Here is a 24,301-nt window from a genome sequence, read left to right as displayed (position 1 = left end):
TGTCAGCAGGCGGTCCAATCTCAGTCGGCCAAAAAGATTAGCGGTGCGATCGCAGAACGTCGGTATTTGACAATGCCCGCCGTTCGTCGCTTCGTCGGTGAATGGCGGTTTTGTTCCACGATGCGGAGTTTCGCTTTCAGCAGCAGCCGACGAGTCGCCGTCAAATGAGGCGAATGCTTGGTTCTCGCAAACCGCAAACGCCACTATTTCGCTGGACAGAAATGGACACAACGATATAGTTGTGTTCATGATACCAGACTTGATCGAGCTGGGCTCACCTTGCCCTTGGGCCGTGCTGCCGCCCGGCATTCACGACACGACCCTCGCTGAGGTAGAGGCTCGCTTCGCGACCACACCTCATCGCAAGTGGCTGTTCGATGGCTTCGTCCGCATGGTTCAGGTTCTGGCCGCCGCCGGCTGCCGTTATGTTTATCTGGATGGAAGCTTCGTGACCGCGAAACCGCACCCCGGTGACTACGACGGCTGCTGGGAGCATGTCGGGGTCGACCCGGCCAAGCTCGATCCGGTTCTTCTCGATTTCGACAACAAGCGAGCAGCGCAAAAAGCAAAATACCTCGGTGAGATGTTCATTGCCGGAATGCCCAACGGGCCGGGCGCACCCTTTCTCGACTTCTTCCAAGTCGAGAAGTCATCCGGCCAAGCCAAGGGCATTCTCCGCATTCCGCTCGCGCCGCTGAAAGGAGCGACGCCATGATCACCAACGAAAAGCAGTACAGGTCGTCGAAGGCTTCGATCGAAAAGCTCGCGGAAGCCTTTGCCGCACTCGAGACGCCGACCAGCGACTTCCCTGAAGTGTTCGCGAAGGCGCAGCGCTCGGCACTGCGCAGCCAAATCGACGAACTCGAGGAGGACGTGCGCTTCTACGAAGACCTCCGCGCGGGCAAAATTTCGGAATTCTCGGCGGATAGCCTTCACGATCTTCCTGATATCCTCATTCAGGCCCGCATCGCGCGCGGCATGAGCCAGAAGGATCTCGGGGATTTCCTCGGCGTCGCCGAACAGCAAATCCAGCGCTACGAATCCGACCGCTATCGCATGGCAAGCCTCGACCGACTCACGGAGGTGGCCGACGCCCTGAACGTGCGCATCGTCGAGCGCGCCCAACTGGTCGGAGGCCCGAGACTCGATAGCGTCGATCCGACGGTTTGGCAGGCATTCCCGGTCGCCGAAATGTATAAACGCGGCTGGTTCGAGGACTTCTCGGGCACGCTCTCACAGGCAAAGAAGACTGCCAGCGATCTAATCCCGTCATTCCTGCGGGGTACTCACTCGCAGTTTGCGCCGATGGCCCTTCACCGCAAGTCGGTACGATCGAGCGGACAAGTCCATGAAGCCTCCATTGCCGCTTGGGAAGCGCGAGTTCGGGCACTGGCCGATCGAAATCCGCCCGACTGCGCGTTCGACCGAGACCGTCTCACTGCGGAATGGGTGCGCGGCCTGGTCGGGCTCAGTCTGGAACACAATGGACCACGCCTTGCAGCCGACTATCTGCGCGATGTAGGCATATCGCTGGTGATCGAACGCCACCTGCCAGGCACGTTGCTTGACGGTGCCGCGCTGGCGTCAGCCGATCATCATGCCATTGTCGCGATGACCCTGCGTCACGACCGGCTCGACAACTTCTGGTTCACGTTGCTCCACGAGATCGGCCATCTGAAGCTGCACATCCGGTTGGGAGAATACGCGGCGATCTTTGACGACAACGACTCGCCGGCAGCCGACAAGGTTGAGCAGGATGCCGACTATTTTGCGCAGGAAGCCCTGATCCCAGAGGCAAACTGGAACCTTGCTGTGTCGCGCTTCACCCGCAACGACAAGGCGGTCGTGGCCGATGCCAAACGCTTTGGCGTGGCACCTGCGGTGATCGCTGGCCGGATCCGGCGGGACGCGAATGACTACACGCTGTTCCGGACGCTCGTCGGCAATGGCGAAGTTCGCCGCCAGTTCGATATTTGAGGGACGACGACATGCCAATTACGCACACCGACTACGTGCCGATCCTCAAATGGCGGCAGGGCGAGTACCAAGCGCTCTTTCGCCTGCCGGACGCCGTTAAGGACAGGACCGTTCCTCTTATCGAGATCACACCCCCGGATTTCGATTTCGAGGCGTGGACACCTTCGAAGTCGATCGACGATCACGTTGCAAAGTTTGCCGCTCGCTTTCGAGCCAAATGGGGAACGCGCCTCGCGCTGCTCGACTGCGGCCTGCTGGATCCGGCTGAGGTGATGCAGGGCGGAAAGCATCCAATGCTATACCTGTGCGAGGAGGCTTTCGCACAGGGAGCCACGCTTGTCCCGGTCATTAGACTGAACAGCAACGCAGGCTATCGCACGGCCGTGAGAGCCGCGAACGCATTGATGCAGACCGGAGTGATATTGCGCTGTTCTCTGGACGAAGCTCTGGATCCCGATTTCGACCGCAATGTTGGTGTAGCACTTCAGCAACTCGGTGTGACCATCGCCGAATGCGATGTGGTTCTCGACCTCGAAGCCCCTGCCTGGGATCCTCAGGACGTGCTGATCAACATAGTCACCGCTGCGATCCAAGCATCGAATGCCATGGCGACTGCGCGCAGCCTCATCCTCGCGGGTACATCATTTCCCGCTTCTATGGGCGAGGTGACCGGACCCATTCAGTTCTGGCCTCGGCGGGAATGGACGTTTTTCCGGGCGCTACTGGCTAATCTGGGCGAGACCCTCCGCAAACCGACATTTGCTGACTATGCCATTGCCGCCAATGGGTACTCACAAATGGACATGAGGAAAGTGAAGCCTTCGGCAACGATCCGCTACGCCTGTGACGATGGCTGGATTATTGCCAAGGGTGTCAACGTGCGTGACAACGGGTTCGGGCAGTATCGGGGATGCAGCGGCACCGTTACAGGATCAGCCCACTTTCTGGGTTCGGGTTTCTCGCCCGGCAGTGACTATATCGAGCAGTGCCGAGACGGGATTGCCGGCACCGGGAGCCTGTCCACATGGCGGTGGGTAGGCTCGAACCATCACATCACAAAAGTGGTGGCCGATCTCGCCACGATGTTCGGGCCTTGAGAGTCTCGCGGACAGTCTGCGATAGACGGCGCAGCGGCAGCCTATCCACCAACATCTTGTAGAGCGTCGCGCGTGGAGCGCGGAGTTCTCGCTCCGAGACGCCAAGACTTCTCAGGATCGCTTGCGCTTCAGGTCGCCACAGCAGACGAGCCAGAATAAGTGGATCGATACCCTTGTTTGCTCGTTCCGGTCTGACACGACGGAACCGCACGCCCTGGGTCGCGCCGCGCTCGGCGACCATGATGCCCCACCAATCAGGCACCATCGTCATGGCCGATGCGAGATGTTTGGGATCGACGATCAACAAGGCCTTATCGACGACCTCGCCATAGGCGGCCACCTGCCTGGGCAGGCGCTCGAGAGTGTCAGCCTCTGCCTTGATTTCGACGCCACGGATGTGCCCGTTGATCACAGCAATGTCGATCCGGCAGTTGCCGTGATCGAGGCCGAGTTCGTCGATGACCAGAGTATCGGGACAGGCTCGGGCGTGCGTCAGCAACCGCCGATAGGCGGCCTGCCTGATATCACTGTCTCGAAGCCGTCTCAAAGCCATCCCGAATCGATAGCCGTGGTTATAGCTGAGTGGCAACGGTCAATGTTACGCCGGGCCTGCCATGACTTATCGGATTGGGAATGTACGGTGTGTTGGTGCCCCCCTTTATAGCTCTGCGAGGTTAGGCTAACCTAGGTGCCTAGCCAGATTTAGAAAACAAATTTTCGAAGGAAATGAGTTGAACACCCCTGAATTTGAACTGCGCGTGCTTGATGAACGAGTCAGAGAATGGGGCCTTCCCTCGTTTCAGACGGATATGTCGGCAGGTATCGACATGTATGCATGCCTTGATGAGCCACTCGAACTTCAGCCTCAAGCTGATGCGGTGCTTATCCCAACCGGCGTGGCGATACTTATGAACGACCCTAACATTGTCGCTTTTCTTCTCGCTAGGTCGGGGCTGGGTCACAAAAAGGGTGTCATACTCGGCCAGTCCGTAGGCACCATCGATGCTGATTATGCCAATCAGATCTTTATTAGCACGTGGCTGCGTACCCCGCCGGGGAGCGATCCGGTCATGATCAATCCGGGCGATCGCATCGCACAACTCGTCTTCTTGCCTATCCTGCGACCTTCGTTCCGCGTTGTAGAGGAATTTTCAGCCACCACCTCTCGTGGGATGGGTGGGTTTGGCTCAACCGGTGTTTGAGATCGAAAGGTTTCAGTAGATCACTCCCAGACATTTGGGCGCTCGCCGGCGTTCAAGGATGGGGGCGAATCTGACGGAACTGAAAGAGGACATTAAAGTGACCAGTGCGGCTCTTAGGCGACAACCCTTCAAGTGGCATCCAAGCGGTGAAGTACCTGGCTTTAGCCCGGTCACCCGCGCTCCTTGGCTTGCCCGCAGGCGCTTCCTCAGCGACACCAGTGCACTTGGCGAGCGAGTTGCCGCCTTCGGCGGTTACGATCGGTTGACTTCGAAAATAAATTTCGAAGTCAACCGATCGTCCAGAATGGGCGTCGGTCTTACCAACAACCGTCGCGAATCAGGGGTCAGGTTCACCCAAAGAAAATGGGTGAACCTACAAACACCCCTATTCCATATAGGGTTCACCCAAACTGGTGACCTGAAGCCTGACTATCGCGGTGAGCTGAAGGTGATCCTCATCAACCACGGCGCACAGCCCTTCGAGATCCTGCGCGGCGACCGCGTGGCCCAGCTCGTGCTGGCCCCGGTAACGCGCGCGGCCTGGCTGACCGTGGAGGAACTGGAATCGACCGAGCGCGGCGAGGGCGGGTTCGGCTCTACCGGCGGTGTGGTGTCTTTGGGGAGCTGAGGCTCTCGACCCGCTTCAGTTCTTGCGCTCGATTCGCGCGCGCTTCTCGCGGCGACGCCTGAGCGAATACCAGCCCACGCCGCCCACGCCGAGGATCAGCGCAAGCCCTTTGGCCAGCGTTGAAAAGGCTGCGGAAAGCGCGCCCACGGTCACGCCCCAGAAGAGCTGCGACATGATGGCCATGAACGTATTCATCGTGCGGTGAGCATTCCAAGGCGGTTGGCGAGGGTCAACCGGAGGGGCTCGCGATACGGGCCGGAACGGCAAAAAGAAAGGACGGGCCCGCATATTTCAGCGGACCCGTCCCTCGGTGTCTCCCTCTTTTCAGGGGGAGCCAGTCGTTTCCTTGATGTAACTACTTCTTTTCAGGCGCCACCGTGATGCGGACCGTCTCGCCCGAATTTCCGGGGAAATTGGTGAACATCGCTTCGACCAGATTCGGCACGATGTACTGGAGGTGGTTCGAGGTCGAAACGGCCTCGGCCTTGCCTTCGAACAGGCGCTGGTTGTCGGCTGCGCGGTCGATCTTCAGGGTGATGCCGCTGGTGAAGACGGTGTAGGAATCCACGCCGCCGTCGAAGAACGGATCATACCAGCCATAGCGCCACGGGCCGCCCCAGCCCCAACCGCCGCCGCCCCAGCCGCGACCGTAGAAGCCGCGGCCGCCCCAGCCGCCGCCGTACCACGGGCCCCAGTAGCCGCCCATGCCGGGCGAGGAGCGGATGCGTTCGCGGCCGTTGTCGACGCCGTAATCGAAGCGGGCGATCAGGGTGGCCTTGGCGGGATCGTCCACCGTGGCATAGCCCAGCTTCTGGAGCCGGTCGCTCACGAGGCGGGCGTAAGTGGCGAATTCAAGGCCGCCCGCAAGCTTGGGATCGTCGGCCACGACGGCGACGCTCTGGCCGGACGGTGCCGGAAGCTGCGACTGGAAGCGCGAAACGTCGGCCTTGAAGGGCGTTGCGCAGGCGGCAAGGGCCATCAGCAGCACGGTCACGGCGACGAGCCTGACCTTTCCGAGATGGGTTCCGGGATTTTCTGTCATCGGTTTCACTCCACGAACCCGACAGGCCCGAAACGCCCTTCCCAAGCGTGGCCTGTGATTCATAACGACTCTGCCTTAATATCAATGCCCTGAATAGCGGTTGAATGGAGGCAGGGCGGCGGCGGAACGATTCCGGGCCTGATGCGCCATTCAGCCGCAAGTCACGGCTTGAGATCAGGGTTGTCATGTAGGAAGCCGTCAGGATGTTGACCAGTTCCCCCGACTCGCAATCCGCCGTGATTCTTTCGATTCAATGCGGAAAAGTCAGCCCTTTTCGCGGAGAGGACGAACCCAGCGCCATCGGCAAGGTGCCGGTGGCAGGCCCGATTCGCGTTGGGCGGCTTGGCCTGGAGGGCGACGAGCAGGCCGATCTTGCGGTTCACGGCGGGCCTGACAAGGCGATCCACCACTATCCCCACGACCATTACGCCTTCTGGCGTGAGGCAATCGGCGGCCATGAACTGCTGTCGAACTACGGCGCCTTCGGCGAGAACATCGCCACCGAGGGCCTGACCGAGGACACCATCTGCGTGGGCGATCGCTGGCGCATGGGCACTGCGCTGGTGGAGGTCAGCCAGGGGCGCCAGCCGTGCTGGAAACTGGACCACCGCTTCGGCGGCGCGGCGGTGAATGCCGGCGTGGTCCGGTCGCGCCGGGCGGGGTGGTACTACCGGGTACTGGAGGACGGCGAGGTCGCGGCCGGAGACCGCATGGTGCTGGCCGAGCGGCCCTATCCCGACTGGACCGTGCAGCGGGTCTTCGGGCTGCTGATCGCGGGCGATCACAAGAAGGACCGCGAAGGGCTGGAGGCGTTGGGTGAAGTCGCCACGCTTGCCGCCCCCTGGATCCGGCGCCGGGCCAAGCTGCTGGGCCTCGACTGATCGTCGTCCCGGGTCAAGCCCGGGACGACGGTATCTCAGCGTACCAGGCCGAGCGCCTCGTAGGCCTTCTCCAGCGTCGGCACGGCCAGTGCGCGCGCCTTTTCCGAGCCCTTGCGCAGGATCGCGTCGAGCGCGCCCCGGTCTTCGCGCAGTTCCACGAAGCGCGCGTTGATCGGCGCCAGCTTCTCCACCAGCAGTTCGCCCAGCGCGGGCTTGAACTTGCCGAAGCCCTCACCGCCGAAGTCGGAGAGCACGGCTTCGACCGTGGTTCCGGCCATCACCGCATAGATACCCACCAGGTTGCGCGCCTCGGCGCGGCCTTCGAGGCCCTGCTTCTCCGAGGGAAGCGGCTCGGGATCGGTCTTGGCCTTCTTAACCTTCTGCATGATCATGTCGGCATCGTCGGTCAGGTTGATGCGGGCCATGTCCGAGGGATCGGACTTGCTCATCTTCGACGCACCGTCGCGCAGGCTCATGATGCGGGCGGCTTCGGGGGGGATGATCGGTTCGGGCAGGGTGAAGACCGGGTCTTCATCAGTTCCGAAATCGTTGTTGAACTTCTGCGCGATGTCGCGCGCGAGTTCGAGGTGCTGCTTCTGGTCCTCACCGACGGGGACATGCGTGGCCTGGTAGAGCAGCACGTCCGCGGCCTGGAGCACGGGATAAGTGAACAGCGCCACCGAGGCGCCTTCGCGGTTCTTGCCCGCCTTGTCCTTCCACTGCGTCATGCGGTTAAGCCAGCCCATGCGCGCGGTGCCGTTGAGCAGCCATTGCAGTTCGGCATGCTGAGGAACTTGGGTCTGGTTGAACAGGATCGAGCGGTCGGGATCGACGCCGCAGGCCACCAGCGCCGCTACCATCTCGCGCGTGTTGGCGGAGAGCGTGGCCGGATCGTGCGGCATCGAGATCGCGTGGAGATCGGCCAGGAAATAAAGGCTGTCACCGCCTTCGGCGGCGACATCGTCCTGCATCTTCACCCAATTGCGGATCGCGCCGAGATAGTTGCCGAGGTGCAGGTTGCCGGTGGGCTGAATGCCGGAGACGATACGCATGGACGCGTCCTTCGCGAGTTGTGGGTTGTCAGAAGTGTGGAGGTTGCGCCCCGAAAGGCACAGATGCAGGTGCGGTCAGCGCGACGAGCGCGCGGCGTTCCGCCATCGCCAAGTGCGGCGAGAAAGGGCAGACTTCGAGAGCGAAAGGTCCTGCATGGGCGGGGCTCATACCACAAACGCAAATGGATGGAACCCTCACGACGCTGCGCGGCGGCGGCGCAGCAGGGCGAGGTCGGCGCGGGTGAAGGCGCCCGTCACCAGTGTCGCTGCCGCATAGACCGCGCCGCCGGCCGAAACGAGCGCGGCAAGGGCCAGGCCACGCACCAGCCAGGTGCCGTGGAGGTAGGGCGTCAGCAGGTCCTGCCCGAACCACAGCACCACGCCCATGGCCACGGCGGCCAGTGCCAGGCGCGGGGCGCGGCGCCTGAGGCGGGCATCGGCCTGGAAATGGCCGCGCTTCACCAGCGTCCAGTAGAGCATGGCGACATTGGCAGTGGAGGCGATGGCGGTCGCCAGCGGCGGGCCCATGTGCTGGAGCGGCACGATCAGCACGAGGTTGCCTACAAGGTTCACCACCATCGACATCATTGCGAAACGGACTGGCGTCCTGGTGTCCTGGCGGGCGTAGAAGCCGGGGGTCAGCACTTTTACCAGAATGTAGCTGGGCAGGCCGATCGAGAAAGCCGCCAGCGCCTCGGCGGTGCGGGCGACGTCGTTCGCGTCGAACTTGCCATAGCCGAAGAGCGCGGCGGCGATCGGCTGGCCGCAGACGATCAGGGCGACGGCGGCGGGCAGGGTGAGCAGCAGGGCCAGTTCCATGCCGCGATTCTGCGTGTCCATCGCCGCCGCATGCTCGCCGCCGCCGAGCTGGCGCGAGATCGTCGGCAGCAGCACGGTGCCGAGCCCGATACCGATGAGGCCGAGCGGAAGCTGGTTCAGCCGATCGGCCAGGTAAATGTACGTCACCGAGCCGTGGACAAGTAGGGAGGCGGCGAGCGCAGTGGAGATCATGAGGTTGATCTGCATGGCGCCTGCTCCGGCTGCGGCGGGCAGGATCAGCTTCATCAAGCGCTTCACGTCCGGATTCCAAGCCGGCATCCGCAACTTCAGCGATACGCCATTGGCGCGGCAGGCCCATATCAGCCACAGCAGCTGGAGCGCACCGGACACCGAAACCGCAATGGCTTGGTTTCGTGCTGTCACCAGTGCGTCAGTCGAATGGAATCCCAGAATGGCTACGATCTGTGTCAGGTTCAGCAGGATCGGCGCGGCGGCGTTGACCCAGAACTTGTTCAGCGAGTTGAGAACTCCGCCGAGCAGCGAGACCAGGCTGATGAAGGCCAGATAGGGAATCGTGATCCGGCTGAGTTGCACGGCATAGGCGAACTGTTCGTGGGTGACGCCGTTGAACTTGCCGGAAAGCAGGAACGTCACCGGCCAGGCGAAGACTTCCAGCACGACCGTCATGGCGATCAGGATCGGCAGGAGCACCGCGAGCGCCTGTTCCGCGAAAGTGATGCCCGCAGGCAGGCCGGGGCCGTCCTTGTCCGCGACCTTCTGGTTGAACATCGGGATGAAGGCCGAGGCGAAAGCCCCTTCCGCGAAAAGCGCGCGGAACATGTTGGGCAGGCGGAAGGCGATCAGGAAGGCGTCCGAGGCGAACCCCGCGCCGACGAAGCGGGCGAATAGGCTGTCGCGGACGAGGCCGAGCACGCGGCTGGCAAGAGTGAGGCCGCCGACGCTGGCCAGCGCCTTGGTAAGGTTCATGCCCGCAGGCTCCTGATGATCGCCGAAAGGGAAGGCCCTGATACGCCAACGGCCCGCGTCTCCGGGTTGGAGGCGCGGGCCGATTGTGCAGGAACGTGCGTCATACGCCGTTCAAGCGGACGCTCAGGCGTGGCCGACCGGCTCGCCCTGGGTGGCGTCTGCCTGCTGCTGCGCCTGGAGCTGCTGGATGTAGAGGCCGTTGAAATCGATCGGCTCCAGCATCAGCGGCGGGAAACCGGCATCGCGCACGGCATCGGCAACGACGCGGCGGGCGAAGGGGAACAGGATGCGCGGGGCTTCGGCATAGAGGAATGCGTGGGCCTGGCCTTCTTCGAGGTTGCGCATGCCGATCAGCGCGCCATAGGCCAGCTCGACCGCGAAAGCGGTGCCCTGCGGGCCCTTCGAGGCGCAGGTGATCTTCAGTTCGACTTCATGGACTTCGCCGTCGATTTGGCGCGCGCCGATGTTGAACTGCACTTCGATCTGCGGCTGGTCCTGCCACGAGAAGCTCTGCGGCGCGTTGGGATTCTCGACCGAGAGATCCTTGACGTACTGCGAGATGATGCCGGCGGCCGGCGCGGAATCCTCGCCGTTGCCGAGGTTGAGGTCGGAGATGACGTTGCCTTCGTCGGCCATTTGCTTCGTTCCCGTTAAAGCACGCGAGTGCCCATGAAAGGCCTGCGCATGGAAAGTCTGGCCGCGCGCCTAAAGCATTTTGCGGGCCTGTGGAACACCCAAGGGGGCGTAAATTGTTCGAAAATGGCGGGCGAACGGCAGGGGCGGCGATGAGCCGCGCGCGATTCGCCCATTGCCGCCGTACCGGGCGCCCGGGGTGGAACCGGGGCGGGCACGAAACGTTGCTTGCCTTGATGCCGGAATATCGGCGGAAAAGCCCCGGAGAAACGACGGTATTCGGCACTCACGCGTTGTTCATTTGAAAACCGTACCTATCTGGGTCTATGATGGCGCCTTCGGGCGGATGGCGAAAACGCTCCACCCGTGCCCCCCGAAGCGTCCAACACAAGGATGGACAAAGGAACGTGACACCGGAAATCGTGATCCTGGCCATGATCGCAGCCTTCCTCGGCCTGCGGCTCTATTCGGTACTCGGCCGCCGTGCCGAGCATGAGGAAGAGCCGATCCAGGGGCGCTTCGAAGGCCGCCAGGGCCAGCCCGGTGCGCCGCGCGTCCCGACCCCGAAGACTGACGCCAAGGCGGAAGCCAAGGGAGACGAGCGCGGCCGGATCGGTCAGCCCCAACGCCTGCGCGAAATGCCGCTGGCGCCGCCTTCCGTCGAGCGCGGCCTTGCGGAAATTTCCAGCGCGGATCGTCGCTTCGACGCCTATGCCTTCTTGGAAGGCGCGCGCAGCGCTTATCGCCTGATCTTGGAATCGTTCTGGAAGGGCGACAAGGCCGAGCTTCGCACGCTCTGCGACGGCGACGTCTACGACAGCTTCGCCGCTGCGATCGACGCCCGTGCGGCCGCCGGTGAGACCATGGACAACCGCCTCATCCGCATCGAGGACGTGGCGATCGTCTCGGCAGGCGTGGAAAGCGGCCAGGCCCGCATCACCCTGCGCTTCCGTTCGGACATTGCCGCCGTCACGCGCGATGCCGAGGGGCATGTGATCGCCGGTTCGCTCGACGATGCGATCGAGGCGGTGGACGTCTGGACTTTCAGCCGCCAGCTCAATTCGTCCGGCCCCGACTGGCTGCTCGACGAAACCGACGCCGGTTGATCGCCTCGCGCGGTTGATTTCGCGCCAGTGATCCCACAAGGATCGACAGGCCGGGCCGAGAGGTCCGGCCTTGTTGTTATTGGTGTCATTATCGGCGCGTCATCGGCGTCGCATCAGGTTTTCGGAGATCGATCTTGCGGGGAGCGAGCGTGTCGCGGCGTCAGGAGCCGCGTTTTCCATTGCGCCGATTGTCTGCCTTCATCCTGCCGGTTCTCCTAGCCGCCTGCGTCCAGGTGGTGCCCGGACCCAAGGGCCCTTCACGTCCTGCGGCGTCGCGTCCTGCGGCAAGGCCGCCGGTGCAGAAGCCCCGGCCTGCTCCGTCTACGCAGCCCGCGCAGCCGCAGCCTGCCAGCGCGGTCGCGGCGGGGGTAAAGGCAGGTCCTGCGGTGTCGTCGCTGTCGCTGGGCGGAAGCGATGCCGCCGCCGCGCTGGCCTCGTTCCGCGAAAGCTGCCCCCGCGTCACCGTGCGAAACGACGCCAGCGGCCTTACCCGCCCGGCGGACTGGCGGGCGGCCTGCGCCGCTGCCGCAAGCTGGGGCGCAAAGCCTGCCGCCCAGTTCTTCGCAAGCTACTTCGAGACTGCCCGCATCGGCGACGGCCGGGGCTTCGCGACCGGCTATTACGAACCGGAAATCGCCGGATCGCGCCTGCCGGTGCCCGGTTATGCCGTGCCGGTCTATGCGATGCCGGGCGATCTCGTGCGCGCCAAGCCGGGCGATGCCACGCCGACCTCCAGCGGGCGCATGCCGCTTGGCCGCTACGATGCGGGCGGCAGCTTCGTGCCCTATCACGACCGTGCCGCGATCGAGCAGGGCGCGCTTTCGGGCAAGGGGCTGGAGATCGCCTGGGTGGCGGATCCCATCGAATTCTTCTTCCTGCAGGTGCAGGGCTCGGGCCGCCTGCGCGCACCGGACGGCAGCGTCATGCGCATCGGCTATGCCGGACAGAATGGCCTACCCTACACCGGGATCGGCGGCGTGATGCGCGACCGGGGCCTCGTCGGCTCCGGGCCGGGGCAATATTCCGGCTCGATGCAGGGGATCATCCAGTACATCCACGACAACCCGCGCGACGGCGCCGCGCTCATGCGCGAGAACAAGTCGTGGGTCTTCTTCAAGGAACTGAGAGGCGACGGCCCGCTGGGCGCGCTCGGCGTGCCGGTGCGCGCCCATGCCTCGGTCGCGGCGGATCCCCGCTTCGTGCCGCTGGGCGCGCCGGTATGGCTGCGGCTCGACCGGCGCGAGGCGACCGGGCTCTGGGTGGCGCAGGACACTGGCGGCGCGATCAAGGGCGCGAACCGCTTCGACACATTCTGGGGCTCAGGCGACCAGGCACGGCTGACGGCGGGCGGCATGAGCGGCCGGGGCGAGGCGCTGATCCTCGTGCCGAAGGGCACGCTCGCACGCCTCGGCGTGCGGTAGACGGATGATGCGGCGGCCGGGGCGGCGATTGACGGCGGATGAGGCGGAAATCTGGGCGCAAGTCGCCCGGACGGTGACGCCGCTCGAGAAGCGCAGACCTGTCGCCACACCCGCCGCGCCCGCACCGGCACCCGTAAAGACGGTCGTGCTGCCGTCCGCGCCGCCGCCGAAGAAAGTGAAAGGCCGCATACCGCCGCCGCTTGCCCCGAAGCCCGTCGTCCAGGCGCCGAAAGCGGATGCGCCGCTCCATCTCGACGGATCCTGGGAAAAGCGGATTTCCAAGGGCACGCTGGTTCCCGATTTCAGCCTGGACCTTCATGGCTCCAACCTCGACCAGGCCTATGTGCGGCTGATGCACGGGCTGACGCAGGCCAAGGCCATGGGCGCGCGGGTGGTGCTGATCGTGACCGGCAAGCCCCGCCCCGTCGATGCCATGGACCGGGGAACCGCGCGCGGCGCGATCCGCGCCAAGATTACCGACTGGCTGGCCGCCAGCGACCATGCCCACGATATCGTTGCCATTCGCGGCGCGCACCGCCGTCATGGCGGGCAGGGCGCGATCTACGTGGTGCTCAGGAAGCGGCGTTGAAGCCCTGGTGATAGGCCACGGTTCCGGCGGGCGCCGCTCCGGTCATCACCAGGCGCTGGAAGTATTCGGCGGGGACGCCGGGATAAGCCAGCGCGGGATCGCTCACGAAGCCGAAGCGGGCGTAGTAAGTGGGATCGCCCAGCACCACGCAGCCTTGCGCGCCCATTTCCCGTAGTCGTGCAAGTCCGGCTTCGATCAGCCGGGCGCCGATGCCCCCGCGCTGAAGGTCGGGGGCGACCGCCACAGGGCCGAGGCCGAACCAGCCGATCTCCGCGCCATCAATGGTGATCGGCGAGAAGGCGACATGGCCCACGATCGCGTCATCGCTTTCGGCCACCAGCGAGATCGTGAGCGCGCCGGAATCCCGCAAGGCATCGACGATCGCGCCTTCCGTGCCGCTCGCATGTTCGGCGCCGAGGAAAGCGGCGGTCACCAGCGCCCGGATGGCGGCGGCGTCGCCGTCCCGCTCGGGGCGAAGGGTGACCGCGCTAATCGCAGTTCACCCGCACTGGCCGCGGTGGAGCAGCTTGTGGTCGGCCAGGACCAGCGCCATCATCGCCTCTACCACCGGCACGCCGCGAATGCCGACGCAGGGGTCGTGGCGGCCCTTGGTGAACAGCTCGGTCGCCTCGCCGTCACGGTTGATGGTCGGCTGCGGGGTGAGGATCGAACTGGTCGGCTTGAAGGCCACGCGCACGACCACCGGCTGGCCGGTCGAGATACCGCCCGCGATGCCGCCTGCGTGGTTGGCGCTGAATTCGGGGCCTTCGGAGCCCGGATGCATCGGATCGGCGTTCTGCTCTCCGGTGAGGCGCGCGGCGGCGAAACCGTCGCCGATCTCAACGCCCTTTACGGCATTGATGCCCATCATCGCGGCGGCCAGATCGGCATCGAGCTTGCCGTAGAGCGGCGCGCCCCAGCCTGCCGGAACGCCGGTAGCGACGCATTCGACCACGGCGCCCACCGAGGACCCGGCAAGGCGTGCATCGTCGACGATCTTCTCCCAGCGCTTCGCGGCTTTGGCGTCGGGGCAGAAGAAGGGGTTGTTGGCGATCTCGGCCACGTCGAAGTTCGCCATGTCGATGGCGTCGCCGCCGATCTCGGAGACATAGGCCAGGATTGTCACGTCCGGGATCACCAGCCGCGCCACGCCGCCCGCTGCCACGCGGCTAGCGGTCTCCCGCGCCGAGCTGCGACCGCCGCCGCGATAGTCGCGGAAGCCGTACTTGGCGTCATAGGCATAGTCGGCATGGCCAGGGCGGTAGGCCTTGGCGACGTCCGAATAGTCCTTCGAGCGCTGATCCACGTTCTCGATCATCAGGCTGATCGGCGTACCCGTAGTCTTGCCCTCGAACACGCCCGAGAGGATGCGGACCTGATCCGGCTCCTGCCGCTGGGTGGTGAACTTCGACTGGCCGGGGCGGCGCGCGTCGAGGAAGGGCTGGATCACGCTCTCGTCGATGGCAAGGCCCGGCGGGCACCCGTCGACGACGGCGCCGATGGCAGGGCCATGGCTCTCGCCCCAGGTGGTGAATCGCAGAAGACGGCCGAAAGTGTTCACGCTCATGCCCCGCGCCTTGGCGCGCAATCTTCGGATTGTCCAGCATGGGGTGCGAGCCAGATGCTTGCGGAAGGCCCCGCGAAGGCCCATGAGCGCGGCCATGTTCCTGGTAGTATTCCGCAATCGCAAACGCGCCGACATCGACGCGGCTGCCTATTCCGCCGATGCCGAGGCCATGGATGCGCTCGCCCGCGCGCAGCCCGGCTTCCTCTCCTTCAAGAGCTACACCAGCGAGGACGGCGAAGTGATCGCGCTGTCGGAATGGCAGGACGAAGCCGCCGCCCTTGCATGGCGCCGCGTTGCCGCCCATGCCGAAGTGCAGGCCAAGGGCCGCGAGCACTACTACCAGAGCTACACCGCCTTCGCCTGCAACGAACCGCGCGTGCGGCATTTCGAGAGGGAAACCGAATCGTGAGCCTTGAATTCTACGGCATTCCCAACTGCGACACCGTCAAGAAGGCCCGGAAGTGGCTGGAGGCGCGCGGCACCGACTACACCTTCCACGACTACAAGAAGGAAGGCGCCGACGCCGCGCGGCTGGAGACGTGGGTGGCCGAAGCGGGATGGGAGAAAGTGCTCAACCGTGCGGGCACCACTTTCAAGAAGCTGCCGGACGAGGACAAGGCCGATATCGATGCGGCCAAGGCGGTGGCGATCATGGTCGCCAACCCCAGCTGCATCAAGCGCCCGGTCGTCGAGCATCCGGGCGGGCTGCTGGTGGGCTTCAAGGAGCCGGAATGGGAAGCGGCGCTCGGCTGATCGGGGTTTCATGAACACGGTCGAATGGGTGGCGGCAGGGCTTGGTCTTGCCAATATTGCGCTGCTGGTGCGGCGCAGCGTGTGGAACTTCCCGTTCGGCATGGCGATGGTCGCGCTCTACTTCGTCGTGTTCCGGGAAGCGAAGCTCTATGGCGAGGCCGGGCTGCAAGTGTTCTTCTTCGCCGCACAAGTCTGGGGCTGGGCGTTGTGGGTCCGCGCGGGTGGCGGAGAAAGCCGGGTGCCGGTGCGGCGGCTGGGCCACTTTGCGCGGCTGCTCTGGCTGACCGGCACGGCGGCGCTGGCGCTCAATCTCGGCTGGGTCATGCACCGCTTCACCGACGCCTCGCTGCCTTATGCGGATTCCGCCATAGCGGGCGCCAGCATTGCCGCGCAGATCCTGCTGGGCTTCCGCCGTATCGAGAACTGGGTGCTGTGGATCGCAATCGACCTCGCCTCGATCGGGGTCTATCTCTACAAGGAACTCTGGCCGACCGCCGCGCTCTATCTGGTGCTGCTGGTCATGTCGGTGCTGGGCCTGCGCGAGTGGATCGCGGCGGAAAAGGCGCAAGAGGCGTGATCACCGTCTGCCTCCACGGCGCGGAAAGCACCGGCAAGTCGGTACTCGCGGGGCGGCTGGGCCATCCCTGGGTGCCGGAATATGGCCGGACCTACTGCGAGGAACACGGCACCGACCTGACGATGGCAGACCTGCTGGCGATTGCCGAGGGGCAGGCCGAGGAGAACCGCAAGGCCATGGCGGCGCGCCCGCCGGTGCTCCTGTTCGACACCGACCAGCTCATGACCGCCGCCTGGGCGCAGATGCTCTTCGGCGAAGTGCCCGAGGTTCTGCTGAGCTACCCCAAGGCCGACCACTACCTGTTGTTCTCGCCCGATGTGCCGTGGCGCGATGACGGGACGCGGTTCTTCGGGACCGACGATGCCCGGGGCCGCTTCGCCGCACTGGCCGAGGCGATGCTGGTGCGGGCCGGGGTGCCGTTCACGCGGATCGGCGGTTCGTGGGATGAGCGCGAGGCGCAAGCTCGCAGGATTATTCGGGAATTGGAAAGTCCTGGGGGATGATCCCCCAGACCCTCGGAATGTCGATCTTGCGCGCGGATTGCGGTTTTGCGCTCCCTGCGGCGCAGCCAATATGTCTCCCGGCGCCGCCATGGGTGCGGACAGATAGGGCGCGCGCTACATCGACGGTAATGGGGTGCAGGGGTGTTAACCCCTGCGTTTTCTCCTACTTCTTCCGCGCGGTAGCGATGAAGTTCAGCGAGAGATCGTCCGACAGGTGCAGGCCCGCCGTCGGCGACCAGGCGATGCCCTTCGGTTCGCCCAGCACCAGCCCGGCGCCATCCGCAAGGTCGCGCAGTTCGTCCGGCGTGGCGAAGGCGTTCCAGTCGTGGGTGCCGCGCGGCACTTTGCCGAGGCGTTCGGCGGCTTCCACCAGCAGCAGGCGCGAGGCGGGGGTACGGTTGGGGCAGGAGAGGAACATCAGCCCGTCGTCCGCGAGCGCATCGGCAAGCTGGCCGATGAACAGCGCCTTGTCGGTGACGTGCTCGATCACTTCCAGAGAGCAGACCAGGTCGTAGCCGGAGAGGCCCAGAGCGCCCAGTTCGCCGTGGCGGTAGTCGATGGCAAGGCCCATCGCTTCGGCATGGGCGGAAGCCGCAGCGATGTTCTCCGCCGCCGCGTCCACGCCGGTCACGGCCGCGCCGAGGCGGGCCAGCGGTTCGCAGAGCAGGCCCGCGCCGCAACCCGCATCGAGGGCACGCTTGCCGGAAAGCGGGCGCAGCGTGCGGGAGTCGGCGGAAAAATGCCGGTCGATCTCGCCGCGGATGAAGCCGAGCCGGACCGGGTTGAGCTTGTGCAGCATGGCCGAGGAACCCTTGGGATCCCACCATTCCGCCGCGAGCGCACCGAAGTGAGCAGCCTCTTTCGGATCGATTGTTGCGCGAGAAGGCGTGTTCGAAGCAGTTGCATTGTCCATCACTCCCCCCTAACAGCGCGCCCGACTCTTATCCACACGCGCATCTCTTCTTTGCGCAACAACCGACGGGGAGCAGTGGCACCTTGGCACGTATCGTGATGAAATTCGGCGGCACTTCCATGGCCGGGACCGAGCGAATCCGGCGCGTGGCGGGCATTGTCAAACGCCAGCAGGAAGCGGGCCACGAAGTCGCCGTCGTCGTTTCGGCCATGGCCGGCGAGACCGACCGCCTCGTGAACTTCTGCCGCGAAGCCAATGCCCTCTACGATCCGGCGGAATATGACGTGGTCGTCGCCTCGGGCGAGCAGGTCACTTCGGGTCTACTGGCGCTGACCTTGCAGGCGATGGGCTGCAAGGCGCGCTCGTGGCTGGGTTGGCAGCTGCCGATCAAGACCGATGACGCCCATGCCAAGGCCCGTATCGAGGACTTCGATTCGGACGCGCTGCTGGCCTCGATGGCGGCGGGCGAAATCGCCGTGATTCCCGGTTTCCAAGGCGTTTCGCCGGAAGGCCGCATCACCACGCTGGGCCGTGGCGGTTCGGACACTTCGGCGGTGGCCGTGGCGGCTGCGGTGAAGGCCGACCGCTGCGACATCTACACCGATGTCGACGGCGTCTACACCACCGACCCGCGCATCGTCGCCAAGGCGCGCAAGCTGCCGCTGGTGACTTATGAAGAAATGCTCGAACTGGCCTCGGTCGGCTCGAAGGTGTTGCAGACCCGCTCGGTCTCCCTCGCGATGAAGGAGAACGTGCGCGTGCAGGTGCTCTCCTCGTTCATCGACGAGAATGCCCCGGCCGCAGACACCCTCCCCGGAACGATGATCGTCAGCGACGAAGAACTCGAAGGAAGCGATATGGAACGCCAGCTGATCACCGGCATCGCCGCTGACAAGAACGAAGCCAAGGTCACGCTGACCCGCGTGCCCGACCGTCCCGGCGCCGTGGCCGCGATCTTCGCGCCGCTTGCCGAGCAGAATATCAACGTCGACATGATCATCCAGAACGTCGCCAAGGACAAGGGCGAGACCGACGTCACCTTCACGGTGCCGCAGGCCGACCTCGTCCGCGCGCAGTCGCTGCTGGAAGAGCGCAAGGAATCGATCGGCTACTACCGCATGATCGCCGACAGCAACGTCGCGAAGATCAGCGTCGTCGGCGTCGGCATGCGCAGCCATGCCGGTGTCGCCTCCACCATGTTCAAGACGCTGGCCGATCGCGGCATCAACATCATCGCCATTTCGACCAGCGAGATCAAGGTTTCGGTGCTGATCGACACCGACGAGACCGAACTGGCGGTGCGCGTGCTGCACACGGCCTACGGGCTCGACGCTGCCGCGTAATAACGCGACTTAGCGCGAATGAGGAAAAGGCGGCGCGGTGAGCGCCGCCTTTTTCGTTTCTAGAGCCCGCGTGCCAGCTCGTCCCGGAACCTGGGATCGGCCAGGCCGATCAGCAGTTCGGCGCGCTCGCGCAAGGATTTGCCGCGCAAGTTGGCGGCGCCGTGTTCGGTGACGATCCAATGGACGTCGTTGCGGGGCGTCGTCACCGGGCCGTCGAGGCTGGGGACGATGCGGCTGACCGTGCCGCCTTTCGCGGTGGAACGGCAGGCGATCACCGAGATGCCGCCTTTAGAGCCGTAGGCGCCGCGGACGAAATCGAGCTGGCCGCCCGCCGCCGAGTGCTGCATTCCGCCCATGAACTCCGAATTGCAGGCACCCTGGAGATCGACCTGGATCGTCGCATTGACCGAGACGACGCGGTCGTTGCGGGCGATTTCGGCGGCATTGTTCACCACGTCCACGGGCAGCGAATAGACTTCGGGGTTGCCGTCCATCCAGCGGTAGAAGGGCTCGTCGCCCATGGCGAAGGAATAGACGCTGCGGCCGGGATGCGTGGTCTTGCGCCGGTTGGTGACGGCGCCGGAGTGGACCAGCCCTGCCATCGCCGGGGTGAGCAGCTCAGTATGGATGCCAAGGTCGCGGCGGTTGCCGATGCGGCGGCAGACGGCGGCGGGCAGGTTGCCGATGCCCATCTGCAGGCAGGCGCCGTCATCGACCATGTCCGCGATATGCGCGGCGATCGCCTCGTCTTCCGACAAGGCCGCACCTTCCGCGAAGCTCAGCAGCGGGATGTGGTTCTCGACGATGGCCGCGACCTGCGAGACGTGCAGCGGCGTCGAGCAGGCGACGCGCGGCATGGCCGGGTTCACTTCGACGATCACCGTCTTCGCGCAGTGCGCGGCCACCGACGTATAGTCGTTGGCGGCACCGAAGCTGAAGTAGCCGTCGTCGTCCATCGGCGAGACCGTCAGCACGCAGGCGTCCAGCGCGATCTCGTCGCGCAGCAACCGGGGCGAGCCGCTGAAGGCGCAGGGCACGAAATCGATCAGGGCCTCGGCGGTGGGATCGGCCTTGATCAGGGCGCGCTCCACGCCGCTCATGAACAGGCAGCGCGGTCGGATCGCCCCCAGCAGGTCGCGGCGCAGGATGGTCGATCCCGCGTGAGTCTGGGATAGGAGATACCAGACCCGCAGGTCGCGCAAGGTTCCCGCTTCCGCGCGCCGGGCCAGCGCGGCGAGGATCGCGGGCGGCTCGGCCACGGCCATGCCCATGGCAAGGTCGCTGTCGCTGGCGAGGGCCATGACCGCCGCATCGGCGGAAGTCAGCTTGGCGGCGTAGATCTGCCTGACGTCCATGTTCCCACTCGCTTTTTCGATTTCGCACAGGTGTGCCATCGCTGCGGGGCGAGGGGAAGGGCGCGGGAAGCGCACCCTTTCGGAGCCATGAAATGTAACCGTCCGTTCGGAAGGCTGGTACGGTTCGGAAGAGAGGATCCCGCCCCCCGGGGGAGGGGGCGGGATCGAGGCCGTCGCGAGGGCGGGGGGGGGGGGGATGCGACGGCCTTAAGGTCAGTCTGCGGTTTCGGGCACGGGCGACAGCGCGGGGCTGAGGCTCATGCCCAGCGCCTTGGCCACGCCTTCGCCGTAGGCCGGGTGGCAGCGGGTGCAGTTGTCGATGTGCCGCTGCTTGATGAAGTCCGGCGCGTCGCCCATGGCGCGGGCGGTATTGTCGAACAGGCGCTGCTTCTGGTCGGCGTCGATCAGTTCGAACAGGGCGCGGGGCTGGCTGTAGTAGTCGTCATCGTCCTCGCGGAAGTTCCAGAAGTCGGCGTTTCCGTCGATCCTGAGCGGCGGCTCGCGGAATTCCGGTTGCCCTTCCCAGAGGCCGAACGAGTTCGGCTGGTAGTGCGGCAACCCGCCGTAATTACCGTCGACCCGGCCCTGCCCGTCGCGGTGGTTGTTGAACACCGGGCAGCGCGCGGCATTCACCGGGATCTGGTGGTGGTTGACGCCCAGGCGATAGCGCTGCGCATCCGAATAGGCGAAAAGCCGCGCCTGGAGCATCTTGTCGGGCGAGACGCCGATGCCGGGCACGAGGTTGGAGGGCGAGAAGGCGCTCTGCTCGACATCCGCGAAGAAATTCTCGGGATTCCGGTTAAGCTCCATCATGCCGACCTCGATCAGCGGATAGACCTTCTGCGACCAGACCTTGGTGAGGTCGAAGGGATGGAAGCCGCACGTCGCCGCCTCTTCCTCCGGCATGATCTGGACCATGACCTTCCACTTCGGGAATTCGCCGCGCTCGATCGCCTCGTAGAGATCGCGCTGGTTCGATTCGCGATCGCCGGCCACAACTTCGGCGGCTTCCGCGTCGGTCAGGTGCGCGTGGCCCTGCTGGGTCTTGAAGTGCCACTTCACCCAGAATCGCTCGCCCGCCTCGTTGTAGAACGAGTAGGTGTGGCTGGAGAAGCCGTCCATGTGGCGGTAGGACTTCGGGATGCCGCGGTCGCCCATGACATAAGTGACCTGGTGGAAGGCTTCGGGCAGCAGGGTCCAGAAGTCCCAGTTGTTCCGGGCGCTGCGCATGTTGGTGCGCGGATCGCGCTTCACCGCCTTGTTGAGGTCGGCGAAGTGGCGCGGGTCGCGCACGAAGAACACCGGCGTGTTGTTGCCGACCATGTCCCAGTTGCCTTCCTCGGTGTAGAACTTCACCGCGAAGCCGCGAATGTCGCGCTCGGCATCGGCGGCGCCGCGCTCACCGGCAACGGTGGTGAAGCGGGCGAAGAGTTCGGTCTGCTTGCCCACGTCGCCGAGGAACCGGGCGCGGGTGTACTTCGAGATGTCGTTCGTCACGGTGAAAGTGCCGAAGGCGCCCGAGCCCTTGGCGTGCATGCGCCGCTCGGGAATGACCTCGCGGTTGAGGTTGGCCAGCTTTTCCAGCAGCCAGACGTCCTGCATCAGCAGTGGTCCGCGCGGACCGGCGGTCATGGAATTGGAGGAATCGACGACGGGGGCGCCGAAAGCCGTGGTGAGCGGGGTGGGGGTGAGGGAGGTCTCGCCGTGCGCGAAAGGGCATTTACCGCCGCTGGCTGTCGTGTCGGTCATGGTCTCACTCCTTGTCGTGTCATTCCGGCCGGTTTTCCCGGCTACGGGAGGGGTTTAACGCAGGAATGGCGATCGATGAAACTATACCAAGATGTAAGTGTGATCGGACGAGGCGATTAGTTACAAGGAAAGGCTCTCCGGTGATTACAACGGAACGCTCTCCGGCGGGGGCGCTTGTGCGCAGCGCTGCCGCCATCTATGGCGCAGGCTCATTTCTCGAATTTGCCGGCTATGGGAGCATCGATGGCCACCTCCAAGACTTCCGCACTGATGACGCGCGGACGCGAATTTCTCGGTACCGAATATGCGATCCTGTGCGGCGCCATGTCCTGGGTGTCGGAGCGTAACCTCGTCTCGGCCATCAGCAATGCCGGGGGCTTCGGCGTGATTGCCTGCGGCGCGATGAATCCCGAACTCCTCGACAAGGAGATCGAGGCCACCCGCGCCCTGACCGACAAGCCTTTCGGCGTGAACCTGATCACCATGCATCCGCAGCTGTTCGACCTGATCGCGGTCTGCGCCCGGCACAAGGTCGGCCATGTCGTGCTGGCAGGCGGCATCCCGCCCAAGGGCAGCGTGGAAGCCATCAAGGAAGCAGGCGCCAAGGTCATTTGCTTCGCGCCCACGCTGGCACTGGGCAAGAAGCTGCTGCGCTCCGGCGCGGACGCGCTGGTGATCGAGGGCATGGAAGCCGGCGGCCACATCGGCCCGGTCTCCACTTCGGTGCTGGCGCAGGAAATCCTGCCTGCCCTGGCCGAGGATCACCTGGTCTTCGTGGCGGGCGGCATCGGCCGCGGCGAGGCCATGGCGGGCTATCTCGAAATGGGCGCTTCTGGCGTGCAGCTCGGCACCCGTTTCGCCTGTGCCACCGAATCGATCGCGCACCCGGACTTCAAGAAGGCCTTCTTCCGCGCCAATGCCCGCGATGCCGTGGCCTCGGTGCAGGTCGATCCGCGCCTGCCGGTGATCCCGGTGCGCGCGCTCAAGAACAAGGGCACCGAGGAGTTCACCGCCAAGCAGATCGAAGTGGCGCGCCTGCTGGACGCCGGTGAGGTGGACATGGGCGAAGCGCAGCTCAAGATCGAGCACTTCTGGGCCGGTGCCCTGCGCCGCGCGGTGATCGAGGGCGACGTCGAGAACGGCTCGATCATGGCGGGCCAGTCGGTTGGCATGGTCAGCAAGGAAGAGCCGGTGAGCGAGATCATCGCCGCGCTCATGGCCGAATCCGAGGCCGCCCTTACTAACCGCGCCGCCTGAGGACCCCGATCGATGGCCGAACCGCTTATCCTCGCGCTTTCCTGCGCCGACCGTCCGGGCATCGTCGCGCGTGTTACCGGCTATCTCGCGCAGGCGGGCGGCAACATCATCGAGGCGCAGCAGTTCAACGACCTTGAGGAAGACAAGTTCTTCATGCGGGTGGCCTTCGATCCGGGCTCCGCAGACCGCGAGGCGTTCAGCGAAGGCTTCGGCGCCATTGCGCACGAATACGGCATGGCCTGGTCGATGACGCGCCGCGACCGGCCGCGCCGGGTGCTGCTGCTGGTCAGCAAGTTCGACCATTGCCTGGCCGACCTGCTCTATCGCCAGCGCATCGGGGAAATGCCGATGGAAGTCGTCGGCATCGTCTCCAACCATCCGCGTGAGGCGATCAATTCGCTGATGATCGGGGATTTTCCGTTTCATCACCTGCCGATCACCAAGGACAGCAAGGCGGAGCAGGAAGCCCGGATCCGCGCCCTGGTGGAAGAGACGCGCGCCGAACTGGTGGTGCTGGCCCGCTACATGCAGATCCTTTCGGACGAGATGGCGGCCTTTCTCTCCGGCCGATGCATCAACATCCATCACTCGTTTCTGCCGGGCTTCAAGGGCGCCAAGCCCTACCACCAGGCCCATGCGCGCGGCGTGAAGATGATCGGCGCGACCGCGCACTACGTGACGGCAGACCTCGACGAAGGCCCGATCATCCATCAGGACGTCGAAGCCGTAACGCATTCGGACACGCCCGAGGACATGGTCCGCAAGGGCCGCGACATCGAACGCCGCGTCCTGGCCGAGGCCGTGCGGCTTCACCTTGAGGACCGGGTGCTGCTGAACGGCGCACGCACGGTGGTCTTCCGCAGCTGAGACTTGCGGGGCGGCGCGCATC

General features: G+C 64.8%; 27 protein-coding genes. 16 read left to right on the top strand and 11 right to left on the bottom strand.

The window, feature by feature from the left end:
• Window positions 1-259 precede the first annotated feature (259 nt).
• From NTCA1_RS09215 to NTCA1_RS09205, 3 genes are read left to right on the top strand one after another with little or no spacing between them, the layout of a single operon-like run.
• Window positions 260-715: a hypothetical protein gene (locus NTCA1_RS09215; RefSeq protein WP_201282443.1), complete on the top strand. Its 456-nt coding sequence runs from the start codon at window positions 260-262 to the stop codon at window positions 713-715.
• Window positions 712-1,977 (top strand): XRE family transcriptional regulator, encoded by a 1,266-nt coding sequence (locus NTCA1_RS09210; protein ID WP_037516014.1) that lies wholly within the window; start codon window positions 712-714, stop codon window positions 1,975-1,977. Before NTCA1_RS09215 ends, NTCA1_RS09210 begins: the two co-directional genes overlap by 4 nt.
• 11 nt (window positions 1,978-1,988) lie before the next feature.
• A complete protein-coding gene (locus NTCA1_RS09205; RefSeq protein WP_146037329.1) occupies window positions 1,989-3,074 on the top strand; it encodes a beta family protein in 1,086 nt (361 codons plus the stop codon).
• Here the strand turns inward: NTCA1_RS09205 and NTCA1_RS09200 are convergent.
• Complete coding sequence (locus NTCA1_RS09200; RefSeq protein WP_146037330.1) at window positions 3,031-3,663, bottom strand: sce7726 family protein; 633 nt, start codon at window positions 3,661-3,663, stop codon at window positions 3,031-3,033. The two genes, NTCA1_RS09205 and NTCA1_RS09200, sit on opposite strands and share 44 nt — an antisense overlap.
• A 142-nt stretch (window positions 3,664-3,805) precedes the next feature.
• Between NTCA1_RS09200 and dut the strand changes: the two genes are divergently transcribed.
• A complete protein-coding gene (dut, locus tag NTCA1_RS09195) occupies window positions 3,806-4,276 on the top strand; it encodes a dUTP diphosphatase (RefSeq protein ID WP_037515999.1) in 471 nt (156 codons plus the stop codon).
• 58 nt (window positions 4,277-4,334) lie between these two features.
• Window positions 4,335-4,904: a dUTP diphosphatase gene (locus NTCA1_RS28670; RefSeq protein WP_236549197.1), complete on the top strand. Its 570-nt coding sequence runs from the start codon at window positions 4,335-4,337 to the stop codon at window positions 4,902-4,904.
• 15 nt (window positions 4,905-4,919) lie between these two features.
• Here the strand turns inward: NTCA1_RS28670 and NTCA1_RS09185 are convergent, their stop codons facing one another.
• Both NTCA1_RS09185 and NTCA1_RS09180 read right to left on the bottom strand, forming a co-directional pair.
• Window positions 4,920-5,087, bottom strand: coding sequence for a hypothetical protein (locus NTCA1_RS09185; RefSeq protein WP_236549196.1), 168 nt, complete (start codon window positions 5,085-5,087; stop codon window positions 4,920-4,922).
• Window positions 5,088-5,259: 172 nt separating this feature from the next.
• Window positions 5,260-5,946 carry a DUF4136 domain-containing protein gene (locus NTCA1_RS09180; protein WP_086493895.1) on the bottom strand — a complete coding sequence of 229 codons (687 nt, stop codon included), beginning with the start codon at window positions 5,944-5,946 and terminating at the stop codon, window positions 5,260-5,262.
• Between the two features lie 203 nt (window positions 5,947-6,149).
• On the opposite strand from NTCA1_RS09180, the gene NTCA1_RS09175 reads away from it, so the two are divergent.
• Entirely contained in the window at window positions 6,150-6,827 is a 678-nt protein-coding gene (locus tag NTCA1_RS09175; RefSeq protein ID WP_086493894.1) for an MOSC domain-containing protein, read from the top strand.
• A 35-nt stretch (window positions 6,828-6,862) separates the two neighbouring features.
• Here NTCA1_RS09175 and trpS read toward each other — a convergent pair whose 3' ends face one another.
• The 3 genes from trpS to secB all read right to left on the bottom strand — a co-directional run bounded on the left by trpS (window position 6,863) and on the right by secB (window position 10,282).
• Complete coding sequence (gene trpS, locus NTCA1_RS09170; protein WP_159830144.1) at window positions 6,863-7,879, bottom strand: tryptophan--tRNA ligase; 1,017 nt, start codon at window positions 7,877-7,879, stop codon at window positions 6,863-6,865.
• Window positions 7,880-8,074: 195 nt separating this feature from the next.
• Entirely contained in the window at window positions 8,075-9,646 is a 1,572-nt protein-coding gene (murJ, locus tag NTCA1_RS09165; protein ID WP_159830142.1) for a murein biosynthesis integral membrane protein MurJ, read from the bottom strand.
• A 123-nt stretch (window positions 9,647-9,769) separates the two neighbouring features.
• Window positions 9,770-10,282: a protein-export chaperone SecB gene (gene secB / locus NTCA1_RS09160; RefSeq protein ID WP_086493891.1), complete on the bottom strand. Its 513-nt coding sequence runs from the start codon at window positions 10,280-10,282 to the stop codon at window positions 9,770-9,772.
• A 404-nt stretch (window positions 10,283-10,686) separates the two neighbouring features.
• Here secB and NTCA1_RS09155 point away from each other — a divergent pair, with 404 nt between their 5' ends.
• From NTCA1_RS09155 to NTCA1_RS09145, 3 genes are all read left to right on the top strand, one after another.
• Window positions 10,687-11,385 carry a Tim44/TimA family putative adaptor protein gene (locus tag NTCA1_RS09155; protein ID WP_159830140.1) on the top strand — a complete coding sequence of 233 codons (699 nt, stop codon included), beginning with the start codon at window positions 10,687-10,689 and terminating at the stop codon, window positions 11,383-11,385.
• Between the two features lie 179 nt (window positions 11,386-11,564).
• The gene (locus tag NTCA1_RS09150; protein WP_374705169.1) at window positions 11,565-12,806 is read left to right on the top strand and encodes a murein transglycosylase A; all 1,242 of its coding nucleotides are present in this window, start codon (window positions 11,565-11,567) and stop codon (window positions 12,804-12,806) included.
• A gap of 7 nt (window positions 12,807-12,813) precedes the next feature.
• A complete protein-coding gene (locus tag NTCA1_RS09145) occupies window positions 12,814-13,395 on the top strand; it encodes a Smr/MutS family protein (protein WP_086493910.1) in 582 nt (193 codons plus the stop codon).
• Here the strand turns inward: NTCA1_RS09145 and NTCA1_RS09140 are convergent.
• Window positions 13,379-13,888 (bottom strand): GNAT family N-acetyltransferase, encoded by a 510-nt coding sequence (locus tag NTCA1_RS09140; RefSeq protein ID WP_159830178.1) that lies wholly within the window; start codon window positions 13,886-13,888, stop codon window positions 13,379-13,381. The genes NTCA1_RS09145 and NTCA1_RS09140 overlap by 17 nt on opposite strands.
• 6 nt (window positions 13,889-13,894) lie before the next feature.
• Window positions 13,895-14,962 (bottom strand): chorismate synthase, encoded by a 1,068-nt coding sequence (gene aroC, locus NTCA1_RS09135; protein WP_159830138.1) that lies wholly within the window; start codon window positions 14,960-14,962, stop codon window positions 13,895-13,897.
• A gap of 94 nt (window positions 14,963-15,056) precedes the next feature.
• On the opposite strand from aroC, the gene NTCA1_RS09130 reads away from it, so the two are divergent.
• From NTCA1_RS09130 to NTCA1_RS09115, 4 genes are read left to right on the top strand one after another with little or no spacing between them, the layout of a single operon-like run.
• Window positions 15,057-15,371 (top strand): antibiotic biosynthesis monooxygenase, encoded by a 315-nt coding sequence (locus NTCA1_RS09130; RefSeq protein ID WP_147219627.1) that lies wholly within the window; start codon window positions 15,057-15,059, stop codon window positions 15,369-15,371.
• Window positions 15,368-15,715 carry an ArsC family reductase gene (locus tag NTCA1_RS09125; protein WP_159830136.1) on the top strand — a complete coding sequence of 116 codons (348 nt, stop codon included), beginning with the start codon at window positions 15,368-15,370 and terminating at the stop codon, window positions 15,713-15,715. Before NTCA1_RS09130 ends, NTCA1_RS09125 begins: the two co-directional genes overlap by 4 nt.
• Window positions 15,716-15,725: 10 nt before the next feature.
• A complete protein-coding gene (pnuC, locus tag NTCA1_RS09120; protein WP_159830134.1) occupies window positions 15,726-16,292 on the top strand; it encodes a nicotinamide riboside transporter PnuC in 567 nt (188 codons plus the stop codon).
• A complete protein-coding gene (locus NTCA1_RS09115; protein WP_159830132.1) occupies window positions 16,289-16,795 on the top strand; it encodes an AAA family ATPase in 507 nt (168 codons plus the stop codon). Before pnuC ends, NTCA1_RS09115 begins: the two co-directional genes overlap by 4 nt.
• Window positions 16,796-16,958: 163 nt before the next feature.
• Here NTCA1_RS09115 and ubiG read toward each other — a convergent pair whose 3' ends face one another.
• Window positions 16,959-17,708, bottom strand: a complete 750-nt coding sequence (gene ubiG / locus NTCA1_RS09110; RefSeq protein WP_159830130.1) for a bifunctional 2-polyprenyl-6-hydroxyphenol methylase/3-demethylubiquinol 3-O-methyltransferase UbiG — start codon at window positions 17,706-17,708, stop codon at window positions 16,959-16,961.
• A 98-nt stretch (window positions 17,709-17,806) separates the two neighbouring features.
• Between ubiG and NTCA1_RS09105 the strand changes: the two genes are divergently transcribed.
• Window positions 17,807-19,051 carry an aspartate kinase gene (locus tag NTCA1_RS09105; RefSeq protein WP_201282449.1) on the top strand — a complete coding sequence of 415 codons (1,245 nt, stop codon included), beginning with the start codon at window positions 17,807-17,809 and terminating at the stop codon, window positions 19,049-19,051.
• A gap of 59 nt (window positions 19,052-19,110) precedes the next feature.
• On the opposite strand, the gene NTCA1_RS09100 is transcribed toward NTCA1_RS09105, so the two are convergent.
• Together NTCA1_RS09100 and NTCA1_RS09095 are read right to left on the bottom strand one after the other, a co-directional pair.
• Entirely contained in the window at window positions 19,111-20,406 is a 1,296-nt protein-coding gene (locus tag NTCA1_RS09100) for an acetyl-CoA hydrolase/transferase family protein (RefSeq protein ID WP_159830126.1), read from the bottom strand.
• A gap of 213 nt (window positions 20,407-20,619) precedes the next feature.
• Complete coding sequence (locus NTCA1_RS09095) at window positions 20,620-22,155, bottom strand: catalase (protein WP_159830124.1); 1,536 nt, start codon at window positions 22,153-22,155, stop codon at window positions 20,620-20,622.
• Window positions 22,156-22,398: 243 nt separating this feature from the next.
• Between NTCA1_RS09095 and NTCA1_RS09090 the strand changes: the two genes are divergently transcribed.
• Complete coding sequence (locus NTCA1_RS09090) at window positions 22,399-23,412, top strand: nitronate monooxygenase family protein (RefSeq protein WP_159830122.1); 1,014 nt, start codon at window positions 22,399-22,401, stop codon at window positions 23,410-23,412.
• 12 nt (window positions 23,413-23,424) lie between these two features.
• Window positions 23,425-24,279, top strand: a complete 855-nt coding sequence (purU, locus tag NTCA1_RS09085; protein WP_159830120.1) for a formyltetrahydrofolate deformylase — start codon at window positions 23,425-23,427, stop codon at window positions 24,277-24,279.
• The last annotated feature ends 22 nt before the right edge of the window (window positions 24,280-24,301 follow it).

This window comes from Novosphingobium sp. TCA1 (assembly GCF_009811895.1).
Taxonomy (GTDB): Bacteria; Pseudomonadota; Alphaproteobacteria; order Sphingomonadales; family Sphingomonadaceae; genus Novosphingobium; species Novosphingobium panipatense_A.
Note: the sequence above shows the minus strand (reverse complement) of the source record. Positions and strands in the feature narration are given on the sequence as shown.

Excerpts from the sequence above, each read along its gene's own strand:
- NTCA1_RS09145 (WP_086493910.1), top strand. The coding sequence starts at position 12,814 with ATGCGGCGGCCGGGGCGGCGATTGACGGCGGATGAGGCGGAAATCTGG.
- purU (WP_159830120.1), top strand. The coding sequence starts at position 23,425 with ATGGCCGAACCGCTTATCCTCGCGCTTTCCTGCGCCGACCGTCCGGGC.
- ubiG (WP_159830130.1), bottom strand. The coding sequence starts at position 17,708 with ATGGACAATGCAACTGCTTCGAACACGCCTTCTCGCGCAACAATCGAT.
- aroC (WP_159830138.1), bottom strand. The coding sequence starts at position 14,962 with ATGAGCGTGAACACTTTCGGCCGTCTTCTGCGATTCACCACCTGGGGC.
- NTCA1_RS09095 (WP_159830124.1), bottom strand. The coding sequence starts at position 22,155 with ATGACCGACACGACAGCCAGCGGCGGTAAATGCCCTTTCGCGCACGGC.
- secB (WP_086493891.1), bottom strand. The coding sequence starts at position 10,282 with ATGGCCGACGAAGGCAACGTCATCTCCGACCTCAACCTCGGCAACGGC.
- murJ (WP_159830142.1), bottom strand. The coding sequence starts at position 9,646 with ATGAACCTTACCAAGGCGCTGGCCAGCGTCGGCGGCCTCACTCTTGCC.
- NTCA1_RS09180 (WP_086493895.1), bottom strand. The coding sequence starts at position 5,946 with ATGACAGAAAATCCCGGAACCCATCTCGGAAAGGTCAGGCTCGTCGCC.
- pnuC (WP_159830134.1), top strand. The coding sequence starts at position 15,726 with ATGAACACGGTCGAATGGGTGGCGGCAGGGCTTGGTCTTGCCAATATT.
- NTCA1_RS09205 (WP_146037329.1), top strand. The coding sequence starts at position 1,989 with ATGCCAATTACGCACACCGACTACGTGCCGATCCTCAAATGGCGGCAG.
- NTCA1_RS28670 (WP_236549197.1), top strand. The coding sequence starts at position 4,335 with ATGGGGGCGAATCTGACGGAACTGAAAGAGGACATTAAAGTGACCAGT.
- NTCA1_RS09175 (WP_086493894.1), top strand. The coding sequence starts at position 6,150 with ATGTTGACCAGTTCCCCCGACTCGCAATCCGCCGTGATTCTTTCGATT.
- NTCA1_RS09210 (WP_037516014.1), top strand. The coding sequence starts at position 712 with ATGATCACCAACGAAAAGCAGTACAGGTCGTCGAAGGCTTCGATCGAA.
- trpS (WP_159830144.1), bottom strand. The coding sequence starts at position 7,879 with ATGCGTATCGTCTCCGGCATTCAGCCCACCGGCAACCTGCACCTCGGC.
- NTCA1_RS09105 (WP_201282449.1), top strand. The coding sequence starts at position 17,807 with ATGAAATTCGGCGGCACTTCCATGGCCGGGACCGAGCGAATCCGGCGC.
- NTCA1_RS09090 (WP_159830122.1), top strand. The coding sequence starts at position 22,399 with ATGGCCACCTCCAAGACTTCCGCACTGATGACGCGCGGACGCGAATTT.
- NTCA1_RS09100 (WP_159830126.1), bottom strand. The coding sequence starts at position 20,406 with ATGGACGTCAGGCAGATCTACGCCGCCAAGCTGACTTCCGCCGATGCG.
- NTCA1_RS09185 (WP_236549196.1), bottom strand. The coding sequence starts at position 5,087 with ATGGCCATCATGTCGCAGCTCTTCTGGGGCGTGACCGTGGGCGCGCTT.
- NTCA1_RS09130 (WP_147219627.1), top strand. The coding sequence starts at position 15,057 with ATGTTCCTGGTAGTATTCCGCAATCGCAAACGCGCCGACATCGACGCG.